Genomic DNA, 24,244 nt, shown 5'->3' with positions numbered 1-24,244 from the left:
TCGCATGGAAGTCAACAGTTGTTGGCCTACAATCGTTGGCATGACAGAGTCGTCCGATCAGCCCCCCGCCCGTCGCTCCGACGCGACCCGCGCCGCGATTCTCGAGGCGGCGCGGGAGCGTTTCGCCGCCGAAGGATTCCGCAAAGCCACGATCCGCGCCATCGCCGCCGACGCCGCCATCGATCCGTCCATGGTGATGCGCTATTTCGGCAGCAAGGACGGGCTGTTCGCGGCGGCCGTCGACATCGATCTCGAACTGCCGGATCTGGCCGCCGCCGAGCCGGACACGTTGGGCGAGTTGCTGATCCGTCGCTTTCTCGCGATCTGGGAGGATCAGCAGAACACCGTCCTGCTGATTCTGCTGCGCTCGTCCATCACCGACGACGCCGTCTCCGACCGCTTCCGGGCGGTCTTCGCCGAACAGGTGCTCCCCGCGGTCCTCCGCTTCGGCGATCCGGCCGACGCTCCCCGCCGCAGCGGCCTCGTCGTCACCCAACTACTCGGCCTGGCCCTGTGCCGCTACGTCCTCCGGCTCCCCCCGGTCGTCGCCATGACCCCACCCCAACTCATCGCCGACATCGCCCCCACCCTCCAGCGCTACCTGACCTCCACCCCACCCACCGCCTAGCGATGGGTCAGTGGCTGAAGCTCCTGAGCTTCATTCCGCGGATCCGGGTCGGGGCACCTCACCGAAGTCCGACAGCTCGAAGGGACCTGCGAGTTGCCGCGCCAATTCCGGCTGCGCGTAGATCTCGGCCGTGTGCTGCCAGGCGATCAAGTCGCGTGCGAACGGTGTGAACAGTCCGGTGTCCGCACCGGCGATGAGATGGTCGAGTAGTTCCGTGACCGCTTCGCTCCTGCCGGTCTCGGGTAGCCATTTGAGCCACGGCAGTTCCTCGGCGAATACCTCTTCGGCGAGACCGCGGTTCGACTTGGCGATGATCGCGATCGTGCGCGCCAGCAGTCGCACGGCCGTGTCCTTGGCTTCGAAGCGCTCGGACCTGGACAGCACCAGGTTCTCCGCGTCACGACGCTCCAGGATGACGTCGGCGTTCTCGAGTGCCGGGAAAACGGACGTCTGCTTCCGGATCAAGTCGCTGAACGGGAAGTTCTTCGCTGCCATGACGCCAGTGTAGCCACTTATCTGAATTAGTTCAGTAAACGACGTTGCCGGTGGTCCCCGGAACGACGATCGGCCCGTCGGTTGTGCCGACGGGCCGATGTCCGGGAGCGGTTGTGCCGCTGGGATCAGGAAGGGGTGGCGAGGAGGGCGCCGAGGGCGCGGAGGTGGTCGGTGGCGGCGCCGAGGGCGAATTCGTTGTGCTTGGCGGCGGTGAAGTAGTTGTGCACGATGTGGTCGCGGTCGATGCCGACGCCGCCGTGCACGTGCACGACGGTGTGGGCGACGCGGTGGCCCGCGTCGGCGGCCCAGAACTTGGCGGTGTGCACGGCCTCGGCGGCGGGCATGTCCTCGGCGAGCCGCCATGCGGCCTGGGTGACCGCGAGGCGCAAGCCCTGCACGTCGATGTAGGCGTCGGCCAAACGCTGCGCGACCGCCTGGAAGCTGCCGACGGCCTTGCCGAACTGTTCGCGTTCGCGCGCGTAGTCGGCGACCAGTTCCAGCGCCTTCTCGACGGTGCCCAACTGCTGGGCGCTGAGCCCGAGCCAGGCGCGGGTGAGGATCCAGTCGAGCAGCTCCGCGCCGCCGTCCACGGTGCCGACCAATTCGGCAGGGGTGTCGGTGAATTCGACGCCGAACTCCGCGCTGAGATCCACTACGTGCTGCGCGGTGACCGACACCGAAGCGTCGGCGGGATCGACGAGGAAGACCGCGGGCACACCGGAAACCGTGGCGGGCACCAGGACTCGGGCCGCGCGATCGGCGTGGGGCACCGTGGTCTTGGCGCCGGTCAGTCGCCACCCGCCGTCGCTCTCGCGCGCGACGGTGGTCGGCTTGGCCGGTTCGTAGTTGTGCTCCTCGGCCAGCGCCGCGGTCAAGATCGCCGAACCCTCGCCCGCCTGAGCGGCAAGCGCCTGCTGGCTCTCGGACCCGAACCGCGCCAGCGCGCCCGCGCCGACCACGATCGACCAGAGGTAGGGAACGGCGGCGACCGACTTGCCGAGCTCGCGAAGCACCGCGGTCTGCTCCAGCGCGCCGAGTCCGCTGCCACCGACGTTCTCCGGCAGCGCCGCGGCCAGAATCCCGGTCTCGGCCAACGACTTCCACAGCGGCTCGTCGAACCGGCCCGCCACGTCGAGCGAGCGCAGCCGGTCGGCCGTGACGAGCTTGCCGCACACCTCGCCGGTCAGACGGGCCAGGTCGAGCTGAGCTTCGGTGGGGGTGAAATCCATGGTGGTCTCTGCTTTCTGCTCAGCGCGCGGCGGCGGGCTGGCGGAGGGCGGTCATGGCGATGATGTCGCGTTGCACCTCGTTGGTGCCGCCGCCGAAGGTCAGGATCAGCGCGGCACGGTGGAAGCGCTCGAGGCGTCCGCGCAGTTCGGCGCCGGGGGAGTCCTGGCGCAGGTAGGCCTGCGGGCCGAGGACCTCCATCAGCAGCCGGTACGCCTCGGTGGCCAGCTCGGTGCCGTATACCTTGCAGGTCGAGGCGTCCCACGGGCGCGGCGCCGCGTCGCCGCCCGCGTCGGCGCGGCTGGCGATCTCCCAGTTGAGCAGCTTCAGGTACTCGACCTTGGCGTGCACCTTGGCCAGGTTCAGCTGTACCCATTCCTGGTCGATGACGCGCGAGCCGTCGCCCGCCTTGGTGTTGCGCGCCCATTCGAGGGTCTGGTTCAGCGCGACGGTCAGCGGCCCCGCCGAGGTGAGCGCGACGCGTTCGTGGTTGAGCTGGTTGGTGATCAGCGCCCAGCCGCCGTTCTCCTGGCCGACCAGCGAGCTGACCGGAACGCGCACGTCCTGGTAGTAGGTGGCGCTGGTGTCGGGGCCCGCCATGGTGTGCACCGGCGTCCAGGAGAAGCCCTCGGCCGTGGTCGGCACGATGAGCATGCTGATGCCCTTGTGCTTCTTGGCGCTCGGATCGGTGCGCACCGCGAGCCAGACGTAGTCGGCGTAGGCGATCAGGCTCGTCCACATCTTCTGGCCGTTGATCACGTACTCGTCGCCGTCGCGCACCGCCGAGGTGCGCAGGCTGGCCAAGTCGGTGCCCGCTCCCGGCTCGGAGTAGCCGATGGAGAAGTGCAGCTCGCCCGCGGCGATCTTGGGCAGGAAGAACTTCTTCTGTTCCTCGCTGCCGTAGTGCATGATCGTGGGCGCCACCGAGTTGATGGTGAGGAACGGAACCGGGGCGCCCGCGATGGCGGCCTCGTCGGTGAAGATCAGCTGGTCCATGGTCGGCCGGTCCTGGCCGCCGTATTCTTTGGGCCAGGCCAGCGTCAGCCAGCCGTCGCGGCCCATCTCCTGGACGACCTCGCGGTAGACATTGCCGTGCCCGTACTCACCGGTCGTCGCGCTCAGCGCGGCCCGGCGCTCCGGTGTGATCAGCCGCGCGAAGTAGTCGCGCAACTCGGCGCGGAGCTCTTCTTGCTGCGGCGTGTACGCAATGCGCATGGCAAAACCTCGTGTCCTTCGATTCGCTTGTCCCGATGATTGCATATCGACTGAAACATGTTCCAGTATTGCCGAGGAATCCGGCCGATGGCGGCGCGCGTGGCAGCGCGGGCTTGTAGGCTTCGAGAAGAGTCGCAGTAAAGGAGTTTCCATGAAGGTCAGCGTCGATCTGGATCTGTGCGAGGCGAACGGAATCTGTGTTGGAATCGCCCCCGACGTGTTCGAACTCGATGACGAGGACCAGCTGCACATCCTGACGGCCGACGTGGCGGAGGACCGCCTCGGCGATGTCGAGGACGCGGTGGCGCAGTGCCCGAAAGCCGCGCTGAAACTTCAGTGAAAGTTTCTTGCCAGTAGGTTGGAACACGTTCTAAAGTCGGGCCGGTGAACGAAACTGATCTGAGTTTGGCGGGCCGTGTGGCGATCGTGACCGGCGCGGGCGCGGGACTCGGCAAGGCCGAGGTGCTCGCACTGGCGGGCGCGGGCGCGTCGGTGGTGGTCAACGACCTCGCGGAATCCGAGGCGGTCGCCGAGACGCTCGCCGAGATCCGGGCGCTCGGCGCCAAGGCGGAGTTCGTCGCGGGCAGCATCGCGGAACGCTCGACGGCCGACGCGTTGATCGGCACCGCGAACGAGGCGTTCGGCAGCGTGGACATCGTGGTCAACAACGCGGGCATCACTCGTGACCGGATGCTGTTCAACATGTCCGACGAGGACTTCGACGCCGTGCTCGCGGTCCACCTGCGCGGCCATTTCCTCTTGTCCCGCAACGCCGCCGCCTACTGGCGCGCGAAGTCGAAGGAGGCGGGCGCGCCGGTCTACGGCCGCCTGATCAACACCTCCTCCGAGGCGGGCCTGCTCGGCCCCGAGGGCCAGGCCAACTACGGCGCGGCCAAGGCGGGCATCACCGCCCTCACTCTCTCGGCCGCCCGGGCGCTGTCGCGCTACGGCGTGCGAGCCAACGCGATCGCGCCCCGCGCGCGCACGGCGATGACCGAGGCGGTGTTCAGCGCGGCTCCCGAGGCCGGTGTCGATCCGCTCTCGCCCGATCACGTCGCGCGGCTCGTCGCCTATCTCGCCTCGCCCGCGGCCGATTCGGTCAACGGGCAGTTGTTCGTGGTCTACGGACCGATGGTGGCGCTGATGGCCGCGCCCGTCGTGGAGCGGCGCTTCGATGCCGCGGGCGACGCTTGGGACTCCGGCGATCTCGCCGACACGCTCTCCGGCTACTTCGCCGAGCGACCGGCGGGCCAGACCTTCTCGGCCTCTTCGCTGACCGAACTCGGCTGAGCGCCTGGGCGATCGCAGCGATCGACGAGGAAACAACTGATCAACTGTCCAGCTGTTGATCATGAGTCCGGCACTTGGTAGACATGGTGATGGTGTGTGACTCCTCACAACGGGGTCACCGCCTTCGTATGACACACGTTTCATATTCGAGGGCCGTCATCTAGAAAACGTGCAGTTCAAATGTGAAGAAAACCGCACGACGACCATGTGAACATGTTCTAATCAATCCGGCGACGCGGCCATGGTGCCGTGTCGCGCCATGCAGCAGTACGTGCAGTTGAGCTAGGAGGATCGCGGATGAACGAGGTCCTTGCTGTCCCGTTGCGGGCCGTCGGTGGGTTCTTCGAACTCACCGCGGAAGTCGCCCGCGCGAGCGTCCGCAGGCCCTTTCAAGCGCGTGAGTTCATCGATCAGTCCTGGTTCATCGCGCGCGTGTCCATCGTGCCGACCCTGCTGGTCGCGATCCCGTTCACCGTCCTGGTGAGCTTCACGCTGAACATTCTTTTGCGCGAGATCGGCGCGGCCGACCTGAGCGGGGCGGGCGCGGCGTTCGGCACGGTCACCCAGGTCGGACCGATCGTCACCGTGCTCATCGTGGCGGGCGCGGGCGCCACCGCGATCTGCGCGGATCTCGGCGCTCGAACCATCAGGGAAGAGATCGACGCGATGCGCGTTCTCGGCATCGACCCGGTCCAGCGGCTGGTGGTGCCGAGAGTGCTGGCCTCGATGTTCGTCGCGCTCTTGCTCAACGCCCTGGTGTGCACGATCGGCATCGTCGGCGGATTCTTGTTCTCCGTCTATCTGCAGGACGTGAACCCCGGCGCGTTCGTCAACGGCATCACGCTGCTCACCAAATTGCCCGAGCTGATCATCTCCGAAGTGAAGGCCGGATTGTTCGGGCTGATCGCCGGACTGGTGGCCTGTTACCTCGGCCTGAACGTCAAAGGCGGTCCCAAGAGTGTCGGTGATGCGGTGAATCAGACCGTCGTCTTCGCCTTCATGGCCCTGTTCGTGGTGAACGTGGTGGTCACCGCCGTCGGCATCAAGTTCACGGTGCGGTGACGCGATGGCCTTCGTGATCCAGTCCCGCTTCCCCCGGGCGGTGCGGCGGGTGCGCCGGATATCGGATTCGCTGGACTCGGTGGGCAAGCACGCCGTGTTCTACGGGCAGGCGCTGGCCTCCATGCCACGCGCCCTCATCCACTACCGAACCGAGACGATCCGGCTGATCGCCGAGATCAGCATGGGCACCGGCGCGCTCGCCGTCATCGGCGGCACGGTGGTGATCGTCGGGTTTTTGACGCTGTTCGCGGGCGGCACCATCGCGGTGCAGGGCTACAGCTCGCTGGGCAATATCGGCGTCGAGGCGCTGACCGGCTTCTTCTCCGCGTTCATCAACGTGCGCATCGCCGCGCCGGTGATCTCGGGCATCGGCCTCGCGGCCACCATCGGCGCGGGTTCGACCGCGCAGCTCGGCGCCATGCGGGTCTCCGAGGAGATCGACGCACTGGAAGTCATGGCGATCCGTCCGGTGCCGTATCTGGTGGGGACGCGGGTGCTGGCCGGGATGATCGCGATCGTGCCGCTCTACGCGCTGGCGGTGATCGCCTCGTTCGTGGCGGCCCGGTTCGCCACGGTGGTGATCTACGGGCAGTCGGCGGGCGTCTACGACCACTACTTCTCGACGTTCCTCATCCCGAGCGACATCCTCTGGTCCTTCGCCCAGGCGATCTTCATGGCACTGGCGGTCATGATGATCCACACCTACTACGGCTATTACGCCGCGGGCGGCCCGGTCGGCGTGGGTGTGGCGGTCGGCAACGCGGTGCGGGCCTCGCTGGTCGCGGTGGTCACGGTGACCCTGCTGATCTCGCTGGCCATCTACGGCACCTCCGGCAACTTCCATCTTTCCGGGTAGGCGGTATGGAGAAGTTCAAGTACAAACTCGCCGGCCTCGCCATGGTGCTCGTGCTGGTCGCGGTGGTCGCGATCGCGCTGACCATGTTCGTCGGCGGGTTCACCAAGACCGCCACGGTGCTGGTCGAAGCGCCGCGCAGCGGCTTGGTGCTCGACCCCGACGCCAAAGTGAAGGTGCGTGGCGTCGAGATCGGCCGGGTCGCCGATGTCACCCAGCAGGCCGACGGCGCGCGGCTGAAGCTGGCGCTCGATCCCGAGATGCTGAAGCTGGTGCCCGCCAACGCGGGCGTCGACATCAGGTCGACCACCGTGTTCGGCGCGAAGTACGTCAACTTCGTTGTGCCGGAAGAGCCTTCGTCGAATTCGCTGAAGCCCGGCGCGACCGTCGTCGCCGAGAAGGTGACCGTCGAGTTCAACACGCTGTTCCAGCACCTGTCCGACGTGCTGGCCAAGGTGGAGCCGGAGAAGCTGAACGCGACACTCTCCGCGCTGGGCACCGCGCTGCAGGGCCGCGGCGAGACGCTCGGCGAGCTGCTGGTGAATCTCGACGTCTACCTGCGCGAGATGAACCCGACGCTGCCGACGTTGCAGCAGGATTTCGCGGCCACCGCCGAAGTGTCGAACATCTACGCGGACACCGTTGGTGATTTGCTGCGAACCGTGGACAACGCGGTCACCACCAGCCAGACGCTGGTCGACGAGCGGCAGGGCCTCGACGACGTGCTCGCCAACGTGGTCGGCCTCGCCGACACGACGGGTTCGGTGCTGCGCGAGAACGAGAACAACCTCGGCACCGCGCTCGATCTGCTGCGCCCGACCACCGGGCTGCTCGAGGAGTACGTCCCCGGTCTGCACTGCATGATCAACGCGATCGGACGGCTGATGCCGGTCGCCGACGCGATGTTCGGCGGCATGCAACCCGGCGTCACGATGAACACCAACTTCATGTTCGGCGCCGAGCCGTACAAGTATCCGGAGGACCTGCCGAAGGTGAACGCGACCGGCGGCCCGCGCTGCGAGGGGCTCGAAGACCGGGTGCCGGGCAGCCACGCGAACTACGTCGTCACCGACACCAACGAGGGCGCGCCCTACGTGCCGTCGATGAAGATCGAATTCAACGGCCCCAAGGTGTTCCAGCTGCTGTTCGCCGGGCTGCCGGGGGTGAGCGCGCCGTGAGAAATACCGCGACGACGGTGAAGCTGACCATCTTCACCCTGGTGATGACGCTGGTCTTCGCCGGACTTGTCATCGTGTTCAGCCAGATGCGTTTCGCGCGGGAGTACGGGTACCACGCCGTATTCACCAGCTCCTCGGGCATGCTGCCCGGCGCCAAAGTGCGCATCGCAGGCGTGCCGGTCGGCTCGGTCACCTCGGTGAAGGTGGGCAAGGACAACCTGGCGCACGTCGAGTTCGACGTCGACCGCAAGTACCAGCTGCTGACCAGCACCCGCGCGACGATCAAGTACGAGAACCTGGTCGGCGACCGGTACATGGAACTCCTCGACGGGCCGGGCTCGGCCCAAAAGCTGCACGAGGGCGGCACCATCGGCAAGGACAAGACCTCGCCCGCGCTGGATCTGGACATGCTGCTCGGCGGCTTCAAACCGCTGCTGCGCGGGCTGGACCCCGGTCAGGTGAACGATCTCACCAACGCGCTCTTGCAGATCTTCCAGGGCCAGGGCGGCACGCTGGTCTCCTTGCTCAACAGCGGCGGCTCGTTCGCCAAGACGCTCGGCGAGCGCGACGCGCTGATCGGCAGCGTCATCGACAACCTGAACGCGGTGCTGGCCACCATCGACGAGCGCGGCGAGCAGTTCGACACCACGCTCACCGAATTGCAGCGGTTGGTCAGCGGGCTGGCCGCCGACCGGGATCCGATCGGTGACGCGCTGCCGAGGATCGCGGGCGCCACCGGCGATCTCACCGACCTGCTCGCGCAGGCCCGGCCGGATCTGCGCGGCACCATCGAGCAGACCGGTCGACTGGCCACCAACCTGGACAACGGTTCCGACACCGTCCAGTGGGTGCTGGAACGGTTGCCGGAGACCTACCGGAAGTTGATCCGCATCGGTTCCTACGGTTCGTTCCTCGCGCTCTACGTATGCAGCACGAACTTCATCATCGACGGGCCGAACGGACAGCCGCTGCACATCAACATGCCGGGCGGGCAGGAGACGGGAAGGTGTGCCCCCGAATGAACGAGCAGCGATCTCCGGCCGTGACGATCGGCATCGTCGGCATCGTCGTCGCGATAGCGGTGGCGCTCTCGGCGCTGCAATTCGACCGGCTGCCGTTCATCCGCGGCGGCGCCCTCTACACCGCCTACTTCGCCGACGCGGGCGGGCTGGTGCCCGGCGACCCGGTGCAGGTCGCTGGCGTGCGCTCGGGCCGGGTCGACGACGTCGAGCTGGACGGCGCGAAGGTGCTGGTGAAGTTCACCCTCGACGAGTCGATCATCTTGGGCGACAAGACTTCCGCGGCCATCAAGACCAACACCGTGCTCGGCCGCAAGTCGCTGGAGCTGCTGCCGCAAGGTGGGGGCGCGCTGCGCCGCGACGACACCATCCCGCTGGACCGCACCACTTCGCCGTACTCGCTCAACGAGGCGCTCGGTGATCTGGCGGGCACTGTGCAGGGCCTGGATATGCAGAAGGTCGACGAGACCCTGGACGCTCTCTCGGCCACCTTCGCCGACACCCCGGCCCCGCTGCGCTCCGCACTGGACGGCGTCACCCAGCTCTCGCGGACCATCAACGCCAGGGACGAGGCGCTGTCCGAGTTGCTGCGGCGGGCGCAGAACGTCACCAAGATCCTGTCCGACCGCAGCGGCCAGATCAACGCGCTGCTGCTGGACGGCAACGAACTGCTCGGCGAGCTGGACCGCCGCCGCACCGCGATCTCGCAGCTGATCGTGCACGTGAACGGGCTCGCCCAGCAGCTGTCCGGCCTCGTCGCCGACAACGAGGCGCAGCTGAAACCCGCACTGGACCGGCTGAATTCGGTGCTCGGTCTGCTGCAGCGCAACCGCGACAACCTCACCAAGGCCCTCGACGGTCTCGGCCCGTTCGCCGCCGCACTCGGCGAGCAGGTCGGCAACGGCCCGTGGTTCAACGCCTACGTCGTGAACGCGACCTCTGTCGGTCTGCAGCCGCTTGTCGACGCGCTGGTGTGGCCGCAGCACCTGCCCGACGACCTGCGCAACTTCTTCTTGAATCCGCCCCCGTCGATCGGGCCTGCGGTCCAGGAGCCGCCGCGATGAAAATGCCGAAAGTAGTTCAAAAGGCCCCTCGTTGGGTGTGGATACTCACGGGCGTGTTGGTCGCCGCGCTGGTGCTCGCTGGCACGTACCGCGGCATCACCAAGATCGGGACCACGACAGTCACCGCGTTCTTCCCGTCCACCACGGGCCTCTACGTCGGCGACGACGTGCGGGTGCTCGGCGTCGACGTCGGCAGGATCGACAAGGTCGAGCCCGGCCGCGAACAGGTCAGGGTCGAGTTCACCATAGATCGCGGCATCGACATCCCCGCCGACGCGCGCGCGGTGATCATCTCGCCCTCGCTGGTCTCGGCGCGCTTCATCCAGCTGGCCCCGGCCTACACCGGCGGACCCAAGCTGACCGACGGCGCGACCATTCCGATCGAGCGCACCGCGGTCCCGGTGGAGTGGGACGACATCAAGGCCGAGTTGTCCAAGCTGGCAACGACTCTCGGCCCGGTCGGCGACGACGAGCAGGGCTCGTTCGGACGCTTCGTCAACACCGCGGCGGACAACCTGGACGGCAACGGCGACCGGATGCGCGAGACCCTGCGCGAACTCTCGGCCACCCTGACCACCCTCTCCGACGGGCGCACCGACCTGTTCGGCACCATCCGCAACCTGCAGCAGTTCGTCGAGGTGCTCTCGGCGAGCAACGAGCAGATCGTTCAGTTCGGCGGCAGGCTCGCCTCGGTGTCTTCGGTGCTGGCCGGCGTCTCGTCGGATCTCGGTGCGGGACTGGACAATCTGGATATCGCGATGGCCGACGTCAAGCGCTTCCTCGACGGCGGCGGAGCCGAGCTCACCGAGGGCGTGCAGCGACTGGCCGAGGTCACCCAGATCCTGGTGGACAAGCGCCCCGAGCTGGAACGGGTACTGCACTCGGGCCCGACGGCGCTGGTGAACTTCTACCAGCTCTACAAGCCTGCCCAGGGCACTGTCACCGGCGCGATCGCGCTGAACAACCCGGCCGACCCGCTGAGCTTCCTGTGCGGCTCGGTGCGCGCGCTGGAGGAGAACGATTCCGATCGCTCCGCCGATCTGTGCGCCACCTATCTCGCGCCGGTCATCGACTCGCTGGCCATGAACTACGTGCCGATCATGGCGAACCCGGCCACCGGCGTGCACGCCTTCCCCAACCAGCTGACGTACAGCCCGCCGAGCCTGGAGGAGCGCGCACCCGCGCCGACACCGCAGCCCGCGCCGATCAGCGTGCCGAGTGGCCTTGCGGGCCTGGCCATTCCGGGAGGAGGGCGATGATGCGACCGCTGCGGAAGACGGCCGTCCTCGCGATGGGTGTCGCGCTGACCCTCGGCGCCACCGGCTGCCAGTGGGACGGACTGAACTCGCTGCCGATGCCGGGCGCCGAAGGCACCGGCGAGGGCTCCTACCAAATCCGCATCCAGATGCCGAATGTCACCACGCTGACTCAGAATTCGCCGGTGCGCGTGCACGACGTCCCGGTGGGCACGGTGTCCGGCATCGAGGTGGAGAACTGGCACGCGCTGGTCACCGTCTCGCTGAACCCCGACGTGAAACTGCCCGCCAACGCGGTCGCCAAGATCGGCCAGACCAGTCTGCTCGGCAGCAACCACATCGAACTCGGTCCGCCGACCGACGTGCCCGCGGAAGGCGAGCTGAAGGCGGGCGACGTCATCCCGCTGGATCGGGCCGGCGCGTACCCGACCACCGAGCAGGTGCTCTCCTCGCTGTCGGTGGTGCTCAACGGCGGTGGCGTCGCGCAGCTCGAGACCATCACTCGCGAGCTGAACGCCGCGCTGAGCGGACGCGAGGACGCTATCCGCGACCTGCTTCCGCAGCTGAACGAGCTCACCACCAACCTGCAGGCGCAGACCGGCGACATCATCGCCGCGCTGGAGGGCCTCGACCGCCTCGGCGGGCAGCTCGCGCAGCAGCGCGACGTCCTCGGCAGCGCGATCGAGCGCATCCACCCGGCGCTGACCGTGCTCGCCGACCGGCGGGCGAACATCACCCACGCCATCACCGCGCTCGGTGAGCTGAGCGACGTGACCCAGCGGGTCGTCAGCATGAGCGGGGAGAACCTGAAGGCGAACCTCGCTAACCTCGAGCCGGTGCTCCAGCAGCTGTCCGACACGGGAAACAACCTCATCGAGTCGCTGAAGATCCTGCTCACCTTCCCGTTCCCGATGAAGAACCTCGACAAGGCGATCAAGGGTGACTACCTGAATCTGTTCATGACGGTGGACATGACGGCCAAGCGCCTCGACTCCAACTGGCTCACCGGTACCCCGCTCGGCGGCCGGTTCGGCGGTGTCGAGGGCGTGGTCGGCAGCTTCGCCCCGCCCACCGCGAGCGACAGCGGCAACCCGGCGACCGGCCCGCTGCAGACGCCCGCCCCGGGCCAGCCGACGCCGACCATCCCCGGTTTGCCGCCGATACCCGGTCTGCCCGCCATTCCAGGTTTGACCGTGCCGCTGCCGGGAGCGGGAAACATTGCGCCGCAAGGGAGTCCGGGCCGATGAAGCTGACCCGATTCGTCCGCGTGCAGCTCGGCATCTTCGCCGTGCTGACCGTGATCGGCCTGACCATCATGGCGGGCACCTACGTACAGCTGCCCGCCATGTTCGGCATCGGGCGCTACGACGTCACCGTGCAGCTCGCCGCGACCGGCGGCCTCTACCCGACCGCCAACGTGGCCTATCGCGGCACCAATGTGGGCAAGGTGCAAGAGGTCCGGCTCACGCCGGACGGCGTCGAGGCGAAGCTGTCCATCGACAGCGACTACAAGATCCCCTCCGACGTCGACGCCTGGGTGCGCAGTGTCTCGGCGATCGGCGAACAGTACGTCGACCTGATTCCCGCGGAGAGCCCCAAGGGCGGCAATCTGGCGGCGGGCGCGGTGATTCCGCAGGATCGCACCAAGCTGCCGCAGGACGTCGGCACGCTGCTCGACCAGACCGATCGCCTGCTCTCCAGCGTCGCCGACACGCGGTTGCGTCAGGTCATCGACGAGGCCTTCCGCGCCTTCAACGGCGCGGGACCGGATCTGCAGCGCTTCATCGACTCGGCCTCGCTACTCGTGCAGGAGGCGCAGAACAGCAGCGAGCCGACCAAGAAACTGATCGAGCAGATCGGTCCGCTGCTGGACACCCAGATCCGCTCGGACGCGGCGATCCGGTCGTGGACCGCCGACCTGGCCACCGTCACCGATCAGCTGCGCGCGCACGACCCGGCGCTCACCAACATCCTGCGCGAAGGCCCGGCCGCCGTGCGGCGGGTGACCGCGCAGTTCCAGGATCTGGAACCGACACTGCCGCTGCTGCTTTCGAACCTGGTCAGCGTCGGTCAGGTGACCAACATCTACCACGCGGGACTCGAACAGATCCTGGTCGTGTACCCGCCACTGGTGGCAGCGCTGATGACCGCGGTGCGCGGCCCGGTCGAATACGGCGTGCTCGTCGACTTCATGGCGACGGTCAACGACCCGCCCGCCTGCACCACCGGCTTCCTGCCCGAAGACGAGCGCCGCTCGCCGAGCGAACTGGATATCGTCGACACGCCGCCCGGCCTCTACTGCAAGATCCCGCAGGACTCGCCCATCGAGGTGCGCGGCATCCGCAACACGCCATGTATGGAGTACCCGGGCGTGCGCGCGCCGACGCCGGAGCTGTGCCGTACCGGTTACGTGCCGGTGGGCGACAACCCGCCGTTCGGCCCGCCGCAGCCGGTGGCGCCCGCGAGCGGGTCCGAGCCCGAAGGGACCGAGGTCGCGCCCGCGTCGTACAGCACGCCCGCGGCGGCGAAGTCCTACGATCCGGCTACCGGTGTCTACATCGGCCCCGACGGCCGGACCTACCGACAGGGAGATATCGGACCCGGTGGTTCCGGCACGGTACCGTCCAGCTGGCAGGCGATGTTCGAGGAGCAGCAACGATGAGTGAAATCAACGGAGATGCACATCGCACGCGCAGGCGGGCCAGTCGGTCGGCGGGGCCGCCGGTGGAGGATGCGTCCGCGGTGACGGAGAAGGTCACCGCCGCGGCGGCGACGGGCGCGGGTGCGGGAAGTGCCGGGGCGGCGAAGAGCGTGAGCGCCAGTGCGGCGCCGCTGCACGGGGCCGATTCCGTCGGCCGGGACGTCAGTGCCAAGGGTGCCGATTCGGTCGAGTCGGCGACGAGCGTGAGCGCTGAGAGTGCCGATTCCGTCGAGCTGCCGAAGGGCGGCGATTCCGCCGGTTCGACCTCGATCGACCTCGACAAGCCGGAGTCCGCGAAATCGGCGACCGCCGAGGAGACCGCCGACGACTCCGGCGACACCGAGACCGCAGGCTCGCTCCGCGATCAGCTCGGCCTCGGCCGCATCCTGGCGATGGCCGCTTCGGCGGTCCTGGTCCTCGCCCTGGTGGCCGGTGCCGTCGTCTCGACGATCGTCACGCGGTCGGCCGACATGCGCGAGCAGCGCCGCACCGAATACGTGCAGACCGCGCGGCAGGCGATCCTGAACCTGACCACCATCCGGGCCGACTCCGCCAAGGAGGACATCGACCGGATCCTCTCGCTGGCCTCGGGCCAGTTCAAGACCGAATTCGACGGCCGGGTCGACCCGTTCCTGAGCATCGTGCAGCAGGCCAAGGTCGTGTCCAACGGCGAGATCGTCGAGGCGGCTTTGGAAAGCGACGCCGACGATTCGGCGAAGGTGCTCGTCGCCGCCAAGCAGACCCTGACCAACGCGGGCCAAGCCGAGCCGCAGACGCGGTTCTACCGCTTCCGGGTCACCGTGACCCGCGGTGATTCCGGCCTGTCCGCTTCGAATGTGGAGTTCGTGCCATGAGAGAAACACGGGGTTTGATCGTGGCGGGCGCCGCCGCCGGTGCGGTGGCGCTGGCGGCGGTGATCGTGATGGCCATCAACGGGTTCGGGTACTGGTCGGACCGGCAGGACGAGCAGGCGCGGCAGGACGCGGTTACCGCGGCCGACCGAGCCGTCTCGGCGATGTTCAGCTACAACTTCACCAGCGTGGACACCGAGCTGCCGAAGGCCGCGGACAACCTGTCCGCCGACTTCCGCGAGGACTACCTGAAGCTGATCACCGAGGCCATCGCGCCGGGCGCCAAGGAGAAGCAGCTCACCGTGCAGGCCACCACGCAGGCGAGCGGTGTGGTCTCCGCCGACCGCGACCACGCGGTGGTGCTGCTGTACCTGAACCAAGTGACCACCAGCAAGGAATCGCCGCAAGGAACCACCACCGGTAGCCGCGTGCGAGTCACGCTGGACAAGACCGACGACCGCTGGCTCGTCGATGCGGTGACGCCGATCTAGAGCCCTGCGGGATAAGCGGGTCTACCCGTCGCGGGCACCGTCCTCGCGCGGCAACCGCACCGTGAAGGTGGCGCCTTCGCCGGGAACACTCGTGACGCGGACCGTACCGCCGTGGGCGACGACCAGCGCCTGCACGATGGACAGACCCAGACCGGTTCCGCCGCTGGCGCGGGCGCGTGAGGTGTCGGTGCGGTAGAAGCGTTCGAAGATCCGGTCGGCTTCCTCCTGCGGCAGGCCCGGACCGGTGTCGGACACCTCGAGCAGCACCTCGTCGTCGGCGGGGGTGAGGCGGACCGTCACCGAGGCGTCCGGCGGAGTGTGCGTGAGCGCGTTGTTCAGCAGGTTCGCCAGCACCTGGCGCAATCTGGTCTCGTCGCCCTGGACCTCCAAAGTGCCTGAACCGGAACTCACTTCGAGTGCGATCGGGCGCCGCGGACCATCCGGGTCGGCGGCCGCGGCGACGGCGCGCGCGTTGTGCACCGCGTCGCTGGCGACCGCGAGGAGATCCACCGTGCCGGTTTCCAGCGGGCGCTGCGCGTCCAGCCTGGCCAGCATCAGCAGGTCTTCGACCAGCAGACCCATCCGCTGCGCCTCCCGTTCGATCCGGTCCATGAACATCGCGGGATCGGTGTTCGCGCCCTGCCGGTAAAGCTCGGCGAAACCGCGAATGGTGGTGAGCGGGGTGCGCAATTCGTGGCTCGCGTCGGCGACGAAGCGGCGCATCTTCGCCTCGGAACGCTTGGCCGCCGCCTCCGATGCCTCGGTCGCGGCGAACGCGGACTGGATCTGCGCCAGCATGCCGTTCAACGAGCGGGACAGCCGGTCGACCTCGGTGTTGGTGCCGCGCACCGGAACTCGGCGGTGCAGGTCGCCCCTGGCGATGGCCGCCGCGATGTTCTCCACCCGGCGTAGCGGGCGCAGGCTGCGCCGGATCACGAAATAGGCGGCCAGCGCCAGGGCGGCGAGCACGGCGGCGCCGATCACCAGTTGCAGCATCACCAGTCGCCGCACGGTCTCCTGGTTCTGGGTGAGCGGCAGCGCGATGGTCGTGGTCGTTTCGTGGCTGTGCACGGTTATCACGCGCCACTGGACGTCGGCGTCGCCCGCCGAGCCCACCGTCACCGGACGCGGGGACGGCGGATCCGGCAGCGCGGGGGCGGCTTCGACGTCGAAGGGCTGCAACACGAAAGAGCCGGTGCCGTCGTGATTCTCGGTGAAGATGTAGAACGAGCTCGGCGCGCTGCGCTGATCCGACGGCGGACTCGGCGGCGGCAGCGGCGGGCGGGTCATCCGGACACGAGTCATCGCGGCGTCGCGCAGCTGCTGATCGGTGCGGTTCAGCAGCGACATCTCCAGCGACGACGTGACCGCCATCCCGGAAGCCACCAGGCCGAGCCCAGCCAGCGCCACGAGTGCGAGTACCAGCGTGACCCGCAGCGGAATCGCGGCAAGCCGCTGCCCAAGAGCTTCCCGTGCCCGTTTCGCGCGGTCTGCCTCGCGGGCGGCGCGGCGCTGCTCCGACGGCCGAGTTCGGCTGGCGGCTGGCGCTTTCCGATCGTCCTCGGTGTGCACCGAATCCGCGCTCACTGCCCCGGACGCCCGCGCTGCGGCGTCCGCATGACGTAGCCGACGCCGCGCAACGTGTGGATCAGGCGCTGCTCGCCGGTGTCCACCTTCTTGCGCAGATACGACACGTAGGTCTCCACCACGCCGACCTCACCGCCGAAGTCGTAGCGCCACACGTGATCCAGGATGCGCGGCTTGCTCAGCACGGTTCCGGCATTGACCATGAAGTACCGCAGCAAGGTGAACTCGGTGGGGGACAAGGCGACCGGCTCGCCCGCCTTCCACACCTCGTGGGTGTCGTCGTCGAGCTCGATGTCCTCGAAGCGCAGGCGCGAACTCTCCTTCGCGGGCGCGCTGTGCCCGGCACGGCGCAACACCACCCGCAGCCGGGCCACCACCTCCTCCAAGCTGAACGGCTTGGTGATGTAGTCGTCGGCCCCGAGTGTCAGCCCCGCCACCTTGTCCTGCACGTCGTCGCGGGCGGTGAGGAAAAGGACCGGCGCGTCGATGCCGTCGGCGCGCAGCCGCGGCAGCAGACCGAAGCCGTCGATGCCCGGCATCATCACGTCGACGATCATCGCCTGCGGCCGGAAGCTCCGCGCCCGGTCCAGGGCCTGCGCGCCATCGATCGCCGTCTCCACCTCGAAGCCTTGGTAGCGCAGGCTCACCGAGAGCAGTTCGAGGATCATCGGCTCGTCGTCCACCACCAGCACCCTGGCCTCGGGGGACCGCTCCGCGGGCGCACCAGTCATGGGTTCATGGTGCGCCACGTGTCTGCGAGGACGCTGGAGGATTCCTGGGAACCAGCTGTGGGCGTCAGCGGGTGGGGTTGTCCGACTCCGGGTAGACGTCCTCGTCGGTCAGCAGAGCGCTGCCCGCCACCTGGTCCTGGGCGAGGGCGTCCAGGAAGGCGCGGGCCCAGCGGTCCACGTCGTGGGCCAGGACCTGGCGGCGCAGGGAGCGCATGCGGCGACGTTTGGTGTCGCGGTTGTCTTCCAGTGCGGAGACGATGGCGTCCTTCACGCTGTCCAGGTCGTGCGGGTTGCACAGGTAGGACTGCCGAAGTTCGGCGGCCGCGCCGGTGAACTCGCTGAGCACCAGGGCGCCGTTGAGTCCGCTGTGACAGGCCACGTACTCCTTCGCGACCAGGTTCATGCCGTCGCGCAGCGGCGTCACCAGCATGACGTCGGCGGCCACGAAGAAGGCGATCAGCTCGTCGCGCGGGATGGGGCGGTGCAGGTAGTGCACCACCGGGTAGCCGACCCTGGCGAACTCGCCGTTGATCCGGCCCACCTGGCGCTCGATGTCGCCGCGCATCTGGATGTAGCTCTCGACGCGCTCGCGGCTCGGGGTCGCCAGCTGCACCATCACGGTCTCGGTGGGATCGACGCGGCCGTCGATCAGCAGCTCCTCCAGCGCGTTGAGCCGGATGTCGATGCCCTTGGTGTAGTCGAGGCGGTCGACGCCGAGCAGGATGTTCTTCGGATTGCCCAGCTCGGCGCGGATCTTGGCCGCCCGCTCCCGGATCGAGCGGCGACGCGAGTGCTCGTCCAGCTCGGCCGAGGCGATCGAGATCGGGAACGCGCCGACCCGCACGGTGCGGAAACCGACCTGCACCACGCCGAGCTTCGAGCGCACGCCGACGGTGCCGCGCGAGGTCGGCTGCCCGGCGAGCCGCCGCGCCAGATACAGGAAGTTCTGCGCACCGCCCGGCAGGTGGAAACCGATCAGATCGGCGCCGAGCAGACCCTCGATGATCTCGGTCCGCCACGGCATCTGCATGAACAGCTCGACCGGCGGGAACGGGATGTGCAGGAAGAAGCCGATGGTCAGGTCCGGCCGCAGCATGCGCAGCATCTTGGGCACCAGCTGGAGCTGGTAGTCCTGCACCCAGACGGTCGCGCCCTCGGCGGCGACCTTGGCGGTCTCCTCGGCGAACCGGCGGTTCACGTTGACGTAGGCGGCCCACCACCTGCGGTCGTAGGTCGGCCGGACGATCACGTCGTGGTACAGCGGCCACAGCGTGCCGTTGGAGAAGCCCTCGTAGTAGTCGGTCACTTCCTGCGCCGACAGCGGCACCGGATGCAGTTCCAGTCCGTCCTCGATGATCGGCTCGACCTCGACGTCGGGCACGCCCGCCCAGCCGACCCACGCGCCCTTGTTGTTGCGCAACACCGGCTCCAGCGCGGTCACCAGGCCGCCGGGGCTGCGCTTCCAGCGGGTGCTGCCGTCGGGCAGTTTCTCCAGATCGACGGGCAGACGGTTGGCCACAACGACAAAACCCGAACCGGCGCCCTCCGGAGCGATCGATACGGCGCGCGGGGCGCCGGACTCCTGTGGTTCGGGTTCGGGTAGTTCGGGGGCGTGTTCGGAGTCGTCGGACAGCTGTTCGGTCATCTGGTCCACTCACGCATCCTTATTTGGTTGGCGGCGTTCGCGGTGTCTTCGCGGTCACGCGGTTCCCGGTCGGGGCCCGTCGCTCTCGCCGCGGTCACGCGTCGCTGATTCGGCGTTGGAGTTGATCTGTCGAGTCGACGGCGCCGTTGTCGTCGAGCGAGGGGTCGGGCGTTACTCGCCGCGGCCGCTGGGTCCGATGCCGAGCATCGACAGCAGCATCCGGCATTCGTCGGCGTCCTCTGCGTAGGCCGCGACGACCCGCTGCGCCTGACGTGCGGTCTCGTCGGCGAGTGGTTCCAGTTCGTCGTCCGCGATATCGTTCGCGCTGCCCTTCGCGGCCATCTTCTTGTCCTCCCGGCTCATTACGCTCGTGCGTACGAATAGTCAATGGTAAGCGACGCTGGACCCCCGAGGCCTCGGAGCCACTTCACGGTATGGAATCGGCGCCGCCGCACCAGTATGTCGCTTATCCCGAGTGCCTGGTGCACCCTCACCCCCATGCCTATACCGTGGGGCGCAGCATAAACCACACGAAAGGGTCCACAAATGCCGCTGGCGACGGTGAACGGAATCTCCCTCAATTACCAGGTCAAGGGCGACCGGGCGAAGGGCACCGACGTCAAGGGCGGCGGCCCGCTCGTCGTGATGATCATGGGCACCGGCAGCCCCGGCCGGGTCTGGGAACTGCACCAGGTGCCCGCGTTGGTCGCCGCCGGATACCGGGTCTGCACGTTCGACAACCGCGGCATCGCGCCGTCCTTCGAGGCGGCTTCGGGCATGACCATCGATGACTTGGTCGCCGACACCGCCGGTCTCATCGAACTGCTGGACGAGGGACCCGCGCTGGTCGTCGGCACCTCGATGGGCGCGCGCGTCGCCCAGGAGCTGGCCCTCGCCCGTCCCGACCTGGTGCGCAAGGCCGTCTTCATGGCCGGGCACGGGCGGCTCGACCAGTTCCAGAAGACGCTCTCGCTCGGCGAACACGATCTCGACGCCAGCGGCGTCAAACTGCCCGCGAAGTACGAGGCCGCGGTGACCGCCGTGATGAACCTTTCGCCCGCCACCATGGCCAACACCAACTCCGCGCGCGACTGGCTCGACCTGTTCGAATTCACCGGCGGACCGGTCACCCCTGGCATCCGCGCCCAGCGCAAGATGGACCACGATTTCGACCGGGTGCAGGCCTACCGCGCGATCTCGGTGCCGTGCCTCGGCGTCGGATTCGCCGACGACCGGATGATCCCCCCGTACCTCACGAGGGAGGTGGCCGACGCCATCCCCGGCGCCCGCTACCAGGAGATCCCCGACGCGGGGCATTTCGGCTACCTGGAGCGGCCGGAGGCGGTCAACAAGATCCTCCTGGATTTCTTCGCCGCCTGAGGTAACCACCTACACGTAACGTCTCCCTTGCTAGGGTCGACACAACGCTCGGGGAGTTCTTCCGGTGTACGACTCGTGATCAGCACGGTCGCCGCGCCGGACGGACCCTGGAGCAGATCCCGTACACAGCGCCAGTATCCAGTGAGGTGAAATTGAGCACCAACCCCTTCGATGACGAAGACGGCCGCTTCTTCGTCCTGGTCAACGACGAGGAACAGCATTCCCTGTGGCCCGCGTTCGCCGAGGTTCCGGCCGGATGGCGAGTCGTGTTCGGTGAGGACAGCCGCGCTGCCTGCGTCGAGTACGTAGAGAAGAACTGGACGGATATGCGTCCGAAGAGTCTGCGCGATGCGATGGCCGCCGATGACGCGGCCCGGCAGGGCGCCCAGTCCTGACCCGCGGTATCCGATACTGCGCCGGGACATCTCGTTGAGCCGCCACCGCGTGACACCGTAAAGCCGGTGTCACGCGGCGGGCGAGCCCGGCTATGATTGGCACCGCTTCTCGCCTCCTTAGCTCAGTGGTAGAGCACTCGCCTTGTAAGCGAAAGGTCGTCAGTTCAATCCTGACAGGGGGCTCGTCGAACAGAGGGCGCTCGGTTTCGGACCGGGCGCCCTTTTTGCAGCCGCTGCGCGGCTGAGCTCAGTGGTAGAGGCTCGGTCGTTGTTGTAAGCGAAAGGTCGTCAGTTCAATCCTGTGCGGCGCGTGCCCTGCGCTCTCTCAATCGCGGTCGGGGAGAGGGGTGTCCGGTCCGTCGTTGCCGAGCAGGGCGAGGGTGTCGCGGCGGCCGGGCCAGTAGATGGTTCCGTGCTCGAAGCGCTGGAAGGCGCCGCCGTCGAAGGACTGCTCGTCGGCGAGGGGCCACCCGAGAGCGCCCTTTTCGAAACCGGAGCGATTCCAGCGGTCGCGGATCGCGCCGTGCACCCAGACCGGCGGGCGGTCGGCGCCGTACCGCAGGTAGAGGGCGCCGCCCTGGAAGCCCTGGACTTCGCCGAGGCGCGCGCCCGCGGCGTCGGTCAGGATGGTCAGGTCGGTGATCGGCCAGCCGAGCGGGCCCGTCTCCCAGCCGAGTTCGGCGAACTTGTCGAACAACCGCGTGGGGATGGCGTGCGCGCCGGTGTTCGGGTGCCAATACACCTGGCCGTTCTCGAATTCGGCGCGGCGGCCGACGCCGTCCGGGGTCGGGATCTCGCCCGGGGTGAGCCGCCTGCCGAGCCACGGTGCGGCAGCGGCCGCGTCGTCGATGGCGTTGGCTTGGCCGGGCGGGGGTCCGCCGCCCGCGTACTCGTTGACGAAGGTTTCCAGCCGGTCCCAGATGAAGTTGTAGCCGACGTCGGTGTGCGTGCCGATCCCCAATTCCTCGGTGACGTACTTGTGGTCCGAGATGCCCTCGCCGCGCCAGTACGGCGGCGGGATGACGATCGGCTCGAAGTCGTACTTGCGTGCGTCCTGGACGGCGAGCCACGCCGCGATCCGGACATCGTCCTCGCGTTCCAGCCACTGCGCCCTGCTCCACCCGGCGCGGGATCCGGCGAAGCACAGGTTGATCGTGAACGGGTTGGCGTCGAGCACGCTCCAGCTGGCGTAGTCGGTGTCGACGACGTCGCACACGATGCCGTCGCGCACGGTGTAGTGGTAGGAGACGCCGTTCGCGGTGTTGTTCAGGTAGTTCGCCAGCGACTCCGCGGTGCCGTTGCCCTCCTGCGTGTGCAGCAGGAAGTTCGTGACGCGTGCGCCGTGGCGGCTGCTGCGCGAGTTGCCCATCCGATCGAGCTCGACGTACTCGGGTTTGGCCACCGGCCTCGGTGCACGGTCGATCGACCATTGCCCGTAGTCCGCGGCGTAGATGTCGTTCACGTCGACGGAGGTGCCGTCGATCTTGGGACCGGGTGTCGACGGGGTGTCGACGACGCGCTGATACAGCGAAATCCCCTCGGCGATATCGCCTTCCGACCACGCTTTGGTCTGCCAGGCCCAATACCGGCCCGGCGTGGTCGACCGCCCGACGACGCCGTCGCGAATCGCCCACAGGCACACCTCGTCGTGACCGTAGACTCCGGTCCACTCCTGGCCGATGGCGTTGTTCACGCCGCGAAAGAAGTGCACCGCCTTGGTGTTCCAGGTGTGCTCATCGATGTCCTCGTCGACGGCGAAGTAGATCGGGCAGTAGCCGGGCCCACCCGCGGCGAAGTGCCGTTCCCTCGCCTCGTGGCCCATCCGGGCGCCGCCCTCGAAGCCGAGGGTGTAGTCGGAAGGAGCCTCGGGATTGCCGGGTTTGCCGTACTGCCAGATCGAGACGATGTCGAGTCCCGCGGCGCGGATGCGGTCGGCGTACTCGCGGGTGAGCGGTTTGGCCCCGAAGTTCGAGCCGGGGCGTGAGGTGGAGACGTAGGAGAGCACCGCGACGTGTCCGGCGTCCCGGATGGCTCGCGGGTCGATCTGTCGTGCTGCGAAATCCACTGCTGTGACCATCGTTGCCCTCCACGGCGGTTGGGAAATCCGGAACTCGAGAAGTGCGCGGCGGACCCTGCGGTTCGGCAAGTCGACATACTGCGACGTGCGTCGATCGTCCGGGCGCGGACGGTGGATCGCCGTTTCGGTGCGGAGCCGAGCGTGCCTGTGTCACGGAGGGCTACCGCTGAGCGGCCGGGCGGCGTGCGGAGATTCGAAAGTGCGGGGAGTGAAGGCACCTTCGGCGCTGGATCAACAGCGCTCCGCGCGGTGCGTTTCGCCGACGGGCGATAGTCGGTCGGCGACGAGGGGTCTTCTGCGACCGGGAAGGATCCTATGGAGAAGACGCGAAGGTGTTGCCGGAGAGGGGAACTGCCCGTGGTTATCGGCCATGACACCACTCGTTTCGTGCGGACCTGCAAAGTCTGAACGCCGTCTTCGAGCAACGGAACGGTTACCCATAGAAGTGTAGAGCAGTGCGCCTGCGGGACAGAGCAGTTCGTTGAACAGTCATGAAAATGGAAAGGGCGCTCGGTTTCGAAAACCGAGCGCCCTGTGTCGTTGTGGGCGAGCCGCCCTGTGTGGTTGTGGGCGAGCCGTCGCCCTGTGCCGTTGCGGCCCAGCCGTCCAGCTGCTCGTCGGCCGACTGCCCGCATCGCCGCGCGTGCCTCGCGCCGACCCGTTCAGTCCGGCACGTTGGCCCCGTGACCCAGATCCCGCAGCGCCTGCTTGATCTTGGCCTGCGCCTCGTCCAGCGACTCGGGCGACGGGTTGGGGTCCGCTCCGGAGATGTCGAAATCGCCGAGGCTGTAGGCCGGGAAGACGTGCACGTGCAGGTGCGGCACCTCGAGGCCCGCGATGAGCAGACCGGCGCGCGGCGCGTCGAACGCGGCGCGCACCGCCTTGCCGATCTGCTGCGCGACACCGTTGAGCCGCGCGAAGGTCTCGGCGTCGATGTCCTGCCAGTGGTCGATTTCCTTGCGCGGCACCACCAGCGTGTGGCCCTGGGTGACCGGCGCGATGGTCAGGAAGGCGACGAATTCGTCGTCCTGCCATACGAATCGACCAGGGATCTGACCTGCGATGATCGCACTGAAGACGGAAGCCATATCCGCAGCGT

At 67.9% G+C, this 24,244-nt stretch carries 24 protein-coding genes and 1 tRNA gene; 16 read left to right on the top strand and 9 right to left on the bottom strand.

Annotated elements, in window-relative coordinates; translation table 11 throughout:
* The first annotated feature begins 40 nt into the window (after nucleotides 1-40).
* A complete protein-coding gene (locus tag AB0H49_RS02785; protein WP_357246351.1) occupies nucleotides 41-628 on the top strand; it encodes a TetR family transcriptional regulator in 588 nt (195 codons plus the stop codon).
* Between the two features lie 30 nt (nucleotides 629-658).
* On the opposite strand, the gene AB0H49_RS02780 is transcribed toward AB0H49_RS02785, so the two are convergent.
* The 3 genes from AB0H49_RS02780 to AB0H49_RS02770 form a co-directional block, all read right to left on the bottom strand.
* Nucleotides 659-1,123, bottom strand: coding sequence for a hypothetical protein (locus tag AB0H49_RS02780; RefSeq protein ID WP_357246348.1), 465 nt, complete (start codon nucleotides 1,121-1,123; stop codon nucleotides 659-661).
* Between the two features lie 125 nt (nucleotides 1,124-1,248).
* Entirely contained in the window at nucleotides 1,249-2,352 is a 1,104-nt protein-coding gene (locus AB0H49_RS02775) for an acyl-CoA dehydrogenase family protein (protein WP_357246345.1), read from the bottom strand.
* Nucleotides 2,353-2,371: 19 nt separating this feature from the next.
* Entirely contained in the window at nucleotides 2,372-3,565 is a 1,194-nt protein-coding gene (locus AB0H49_RS02770) for an acyl-CoA dehydrogenase family protein (protein ID WP_355000359.1), read from the bottom strand.
* A gap of 151 nt (nucleotides 3,566-3,716) precedes the next feature.
* On the opposite strand from AB0H49_RS02770, the gene AB0H49_RS02765 reads away from it, so the two are divergent.
* The 12 genes from AB0H49_RS02765 (at nucleotide 3,717) to AB0H49_RS02710 (ending at nucleotide 15,330) form a co-directional block, all read left to right on the top strand.
* Entirely contained in the window at nucleotides 3,717-3,905 is a 189-nt protein-coding gene (locus AB0H49_RS02765) for a ferredoxin (protein WP_141807579.1), read from the top strand.
* 44 nt (nucleotides 3,906-3,949) lie between these two features.
* Nucleotides 3,950-4,855, top strand: coding sequence for a 3-oxoacyl-ACP reductase (locus AB0H49_RS02760; RefSeq protein ID WP_357246342.1), 906 nt, complete (start codon nucleotides 3,950-3,952; stop codon nucleotides 4,853-4,855).
* A gap of 297 nt (nucleotides 4,856-5,152) precedes the next feature.
* Complete coding sequence (locus AB0H49_RS02755) at nucleotides 5,153-5,917, top strand: ABC transporter permease (RefSeq protein WP_067791272.1); 765 nt, start codon at nucleotides 5,153-5,155, stop codon at nucleotides 5,915-5,917.
* A gap of 4 nt (nucleotides 5,918-5,921) precedes the next feature.
* Nucleotides 5,922-6,773 carry an ABC transporter permease gene (locus AB0H49_RS02750; RefSeq protein WP_355000357.1) on the top strand — a complete coding sequence of 284 codons (852 nt, stop codon included), beginning with the start codon at nucleotides 5,922-5,924 and terminating at the stop codon, nucleotides 6,771-6,773.
* A gap of 5 nt (nucleotides 6,774-6,778) precedes the next feature.
* On the top strand, nucleotides 6,779-7,948 hold the full coding sequence (locus AB0H49_RS02745) for an MCE family protein (protein ID WP_357246337.1): 1,170 nt from the start codon (nucleotides 6,779-6,781) through the stop codon (nucleotides 7,946-7,948).
* The gene (locus tag AB0H49_RS02740; protein WP_355000355.1) at nucleotides 7,945-8,970 is read left to right on the top strand and encodes an MCE family protein; all 1,026 of its coding nucleotides are present in this window, start codon (nucleotides 7,945-7,947) and stop codon (nucleotides 8,968-8,970) included. The genes AB0H49_RS02745 and AB0H49_RS02740 overlap by 4 nt, the downstream gene beginning before the upstream one ends.
* Nucleotides 8,967-10,031, top strand: a complete 1,065-nt coding sequence (locus tag AB0H49_RS02735) for an MCE family protein (RefSeq protein WP_355000354.1) — start codon at nucleotides 8,967-8,969, stop codon at nucleotides 10,029-10,031. Before AB0H49_RS02740 ends, AB0H49_RS02735 begins: the two co-directional genes overlap by 4 nt.
* Complete coding sequence (locus AB0H49_RS02730) at nucleotides 10,028-11,290, top strand: MCE family protein (protein ID WP_355000353.1); 1,263 nt, start codon at nucleotides 10,028-10,030, stop codon at nucleotides 11,288-11,290. Before AB0H49_RS02735 ends, AB0H49_RS02730 begins: the two co-directional genes overlap by 4 nt.
* The gene (locus tag AB0H49_RS02725) at nucleotides 11,290-12,534 is read left to right on the top strand and encodes an MCE family protein (RefSeq protein ID WP_357246333.1); all 1,245 of its coding nucleotides are present in this window, start codon (nucleotides 11,290-11,292) and stop codon (nucleotides 12,532-12,534) included. Before AB0H49_RS02730 ends, AB0H49_RS02725 begins: the two co-directional genes overlap by 1 nt.
* A complete protein-coding gene (locus AB0H49_RS02720) occupies nucleotides 12,531-13,949 on the top strand; it encodes an MlaD family protein (RefSeq protein ID WP_355000351.1) in 1,419 nt (472 codons plus the stop codon). Before AB0H49_RS02725 ends, AB0H49_RS02720 begins: the two co-directional genes overlap by 4 nt.
* Complete coding sequence (locus AB0H49_RS02715) at nucleotides 13,946-14,842, top strand: hypothetical protein (protein WP_357246330.1); 897 nt, start codon at nucleotides 13,946-13,948, stop codon at nucleotides 14,840-14,842. The genes AB0H49_RS02720 and AB0H49_RS02715 overlap by 4 nt, the downstream gene beginning before the upstream one ends.
* Nucleotides 14,839-15,330, top strand: a complete 492-nt coding sequence (locus AB0H49_RS02710) for a h domain protein (RefSeq protein ID WP_357246327.1) — start codon at nucleotides 14,839-14,841, stop codon at nucleotides 15,328-15,330. The genes AB0H49_RS02715 and AB0H49_RS02710 overlap by 4 nt, the downstream gene beginning before the upstream one ends.
* A 21-nt stretch (nucleotides 15,331-15,351) precedes the next feature.
* Here the strand turns inward: AB0H49_RS02710 and AB0H49_RS02705 are convergent, their stop codons facing one another.
* The 4 genes from AB0H49_RS02705 to AB0H49_RS02690 all read right to left on the bottom strand — a co-directional run bounded on the left by AB0H49_RS02705 (nucleotide 15,352) and on the right by AB0H49_RS02690 (nucleotide 19,656).
* The gene (locus AB0H49_RS02705) at nucleotides 15,352-16,773 is read right to left on the bottom strand and encodes a HAMP domain-containing sensor histidine kinase (RefSeq protein WP_357246614.1); all 1,422 of its coding nucleotides are present in this window, start codon (nucleotides 16,771-16,773) and stop codon (nucleotides 15,352-15,354) included.
* 140 nt (nucleotides 16,774-16,913) lie between these two features.
* The gene (locus AB0H49_RS02700) at nucleotides 16,914-17,648 is read right to left on the bottom strand and encodes a response regulator transcription factor (protein ID WP_355000348.1); all 735 of its coding nucleotides are present in this window, start codon (nucleotides 17,646-17,648) and stop codon (nucleotides 16,914-16,916) included.
* Between the two features lie 64 nt (nucleotides 17,649-17,712).
* On the bottom strand, nucleotides 17,713-19,302 hold the full coding sequence (locus tag AB0H49_RS02695; RefSeq protein ID WP_355000347.1) for a trehalose-6-phosphate synthase: 1,590 nt from the start codon (nucleotides 19,300-19,302) through the stop codon (nucleotides 17,713-17,715).
* 162 nt (nucleotides 19,303-19,464) lie between these two features.
* Complete coding sequence (locus tag AB0H49_RS02690; RefSeq protein ID WP_067791289.1) at nucleotides 19,465-19,656, bottom strand: hypothetical protein; 192 nt, start codon at nucleotides 19,654-19,656, stop codon at nucleotides 19,465-19,467.
* A 183-nt stretch (nucleotides 19,657-19,839) separates the two neighbouring features.
* Between AB0H49_RS02690 and AB0H49_RS02685 the strand changes: the two genes are divergently transcribed.
* The 3 genes from AB0H49_RS02685 to AB0H49_RS02675 all read left to right on the top strand — a co-directional run bounded on the left by AB0H49_RS02685 (nucleotide 19,840) and on the right by AB0H49_RS02675 (nucleotide 21,251).
* Nucleotides 19,840-20,673, top strand: coding sequence for an alpha/beta hydrolase (locus AB0H49_RS02685; RefSeq protein WP_355000346.1), 834 nt, complete (start codon nucleotides 19,840-19,842; stop codon nucleotides 20,671-20,673).
* Between the two features lie 152 nt (nucleotides 20,674-20,825).
* Nucleotides 20,826-21,068: an MbtH family protein gene (locus tag AB0H49_RS02680; RefSeq protein ID WP_011207082.1), complete on the top strand. Its 243-nt coding sequence runs from the start codon at nucleotides 20,826-20,828 to the stop codon at nucleotides 21,066-21,068.
* A gap of 111 nt (nucleotides 21,069-21,179) precedes the next feature.
* Nucleotides 21,180-21,251 (top strand) — tRNA-Thr (locus tag AB0H49_RS02675).
* A 142-nt stretch (nucleotides 21,252-21,393) separates the two neighbouring features.
* Here AB0H49_RS02675 and AB0H49_RS02670 read toward each other — a convergent pair.
* Both AB0H49_RS02670 and AB0H49_RS02665 read right to left on the bottom strand, forming a co-directional pair.
* The gene (locus AB0H49_RS02670; protein WP_357246323.1) at nucleotides 21,394-23,145 is read right to left on the bottom strand and encodes a glycoside hydrolase domain-containing protein; all 1,752 of its coding nucleotides are present in this window, start codon (nucleotides 23,143-23,145) and stop codon (nucleotides 21,394-21,396) included.
* Between the two features lie 662 nt (nucleotides 23,146-23,807).
* Nucleotides 23,808-24,233, bottom strand: a complete 426-nt coding sequence (locus AB0H49_RS02665; protein WP_097247837.1) for an HIT family protein — start codon at nucleotides 24,231-24,233, stop codon at nucleotides 23,808-23,810.
* Nucleotides 24,234-24,244: the final 11 nt, after the last annotated feature.

Source organism: Nocardia sp. NPDC050713 (genome assembly GCF_040654315.1).
GTDB lineage: Bacteria > Actinomycetota > Actinomycetes > Mycobacteriales > Mycobacteriaceae > Nocardia.
The sequence above is the reverse complement of the archived record's forward strand: the minus strand, read 5'-3'. Positions and strand labels throughout refer to the sequence as shown.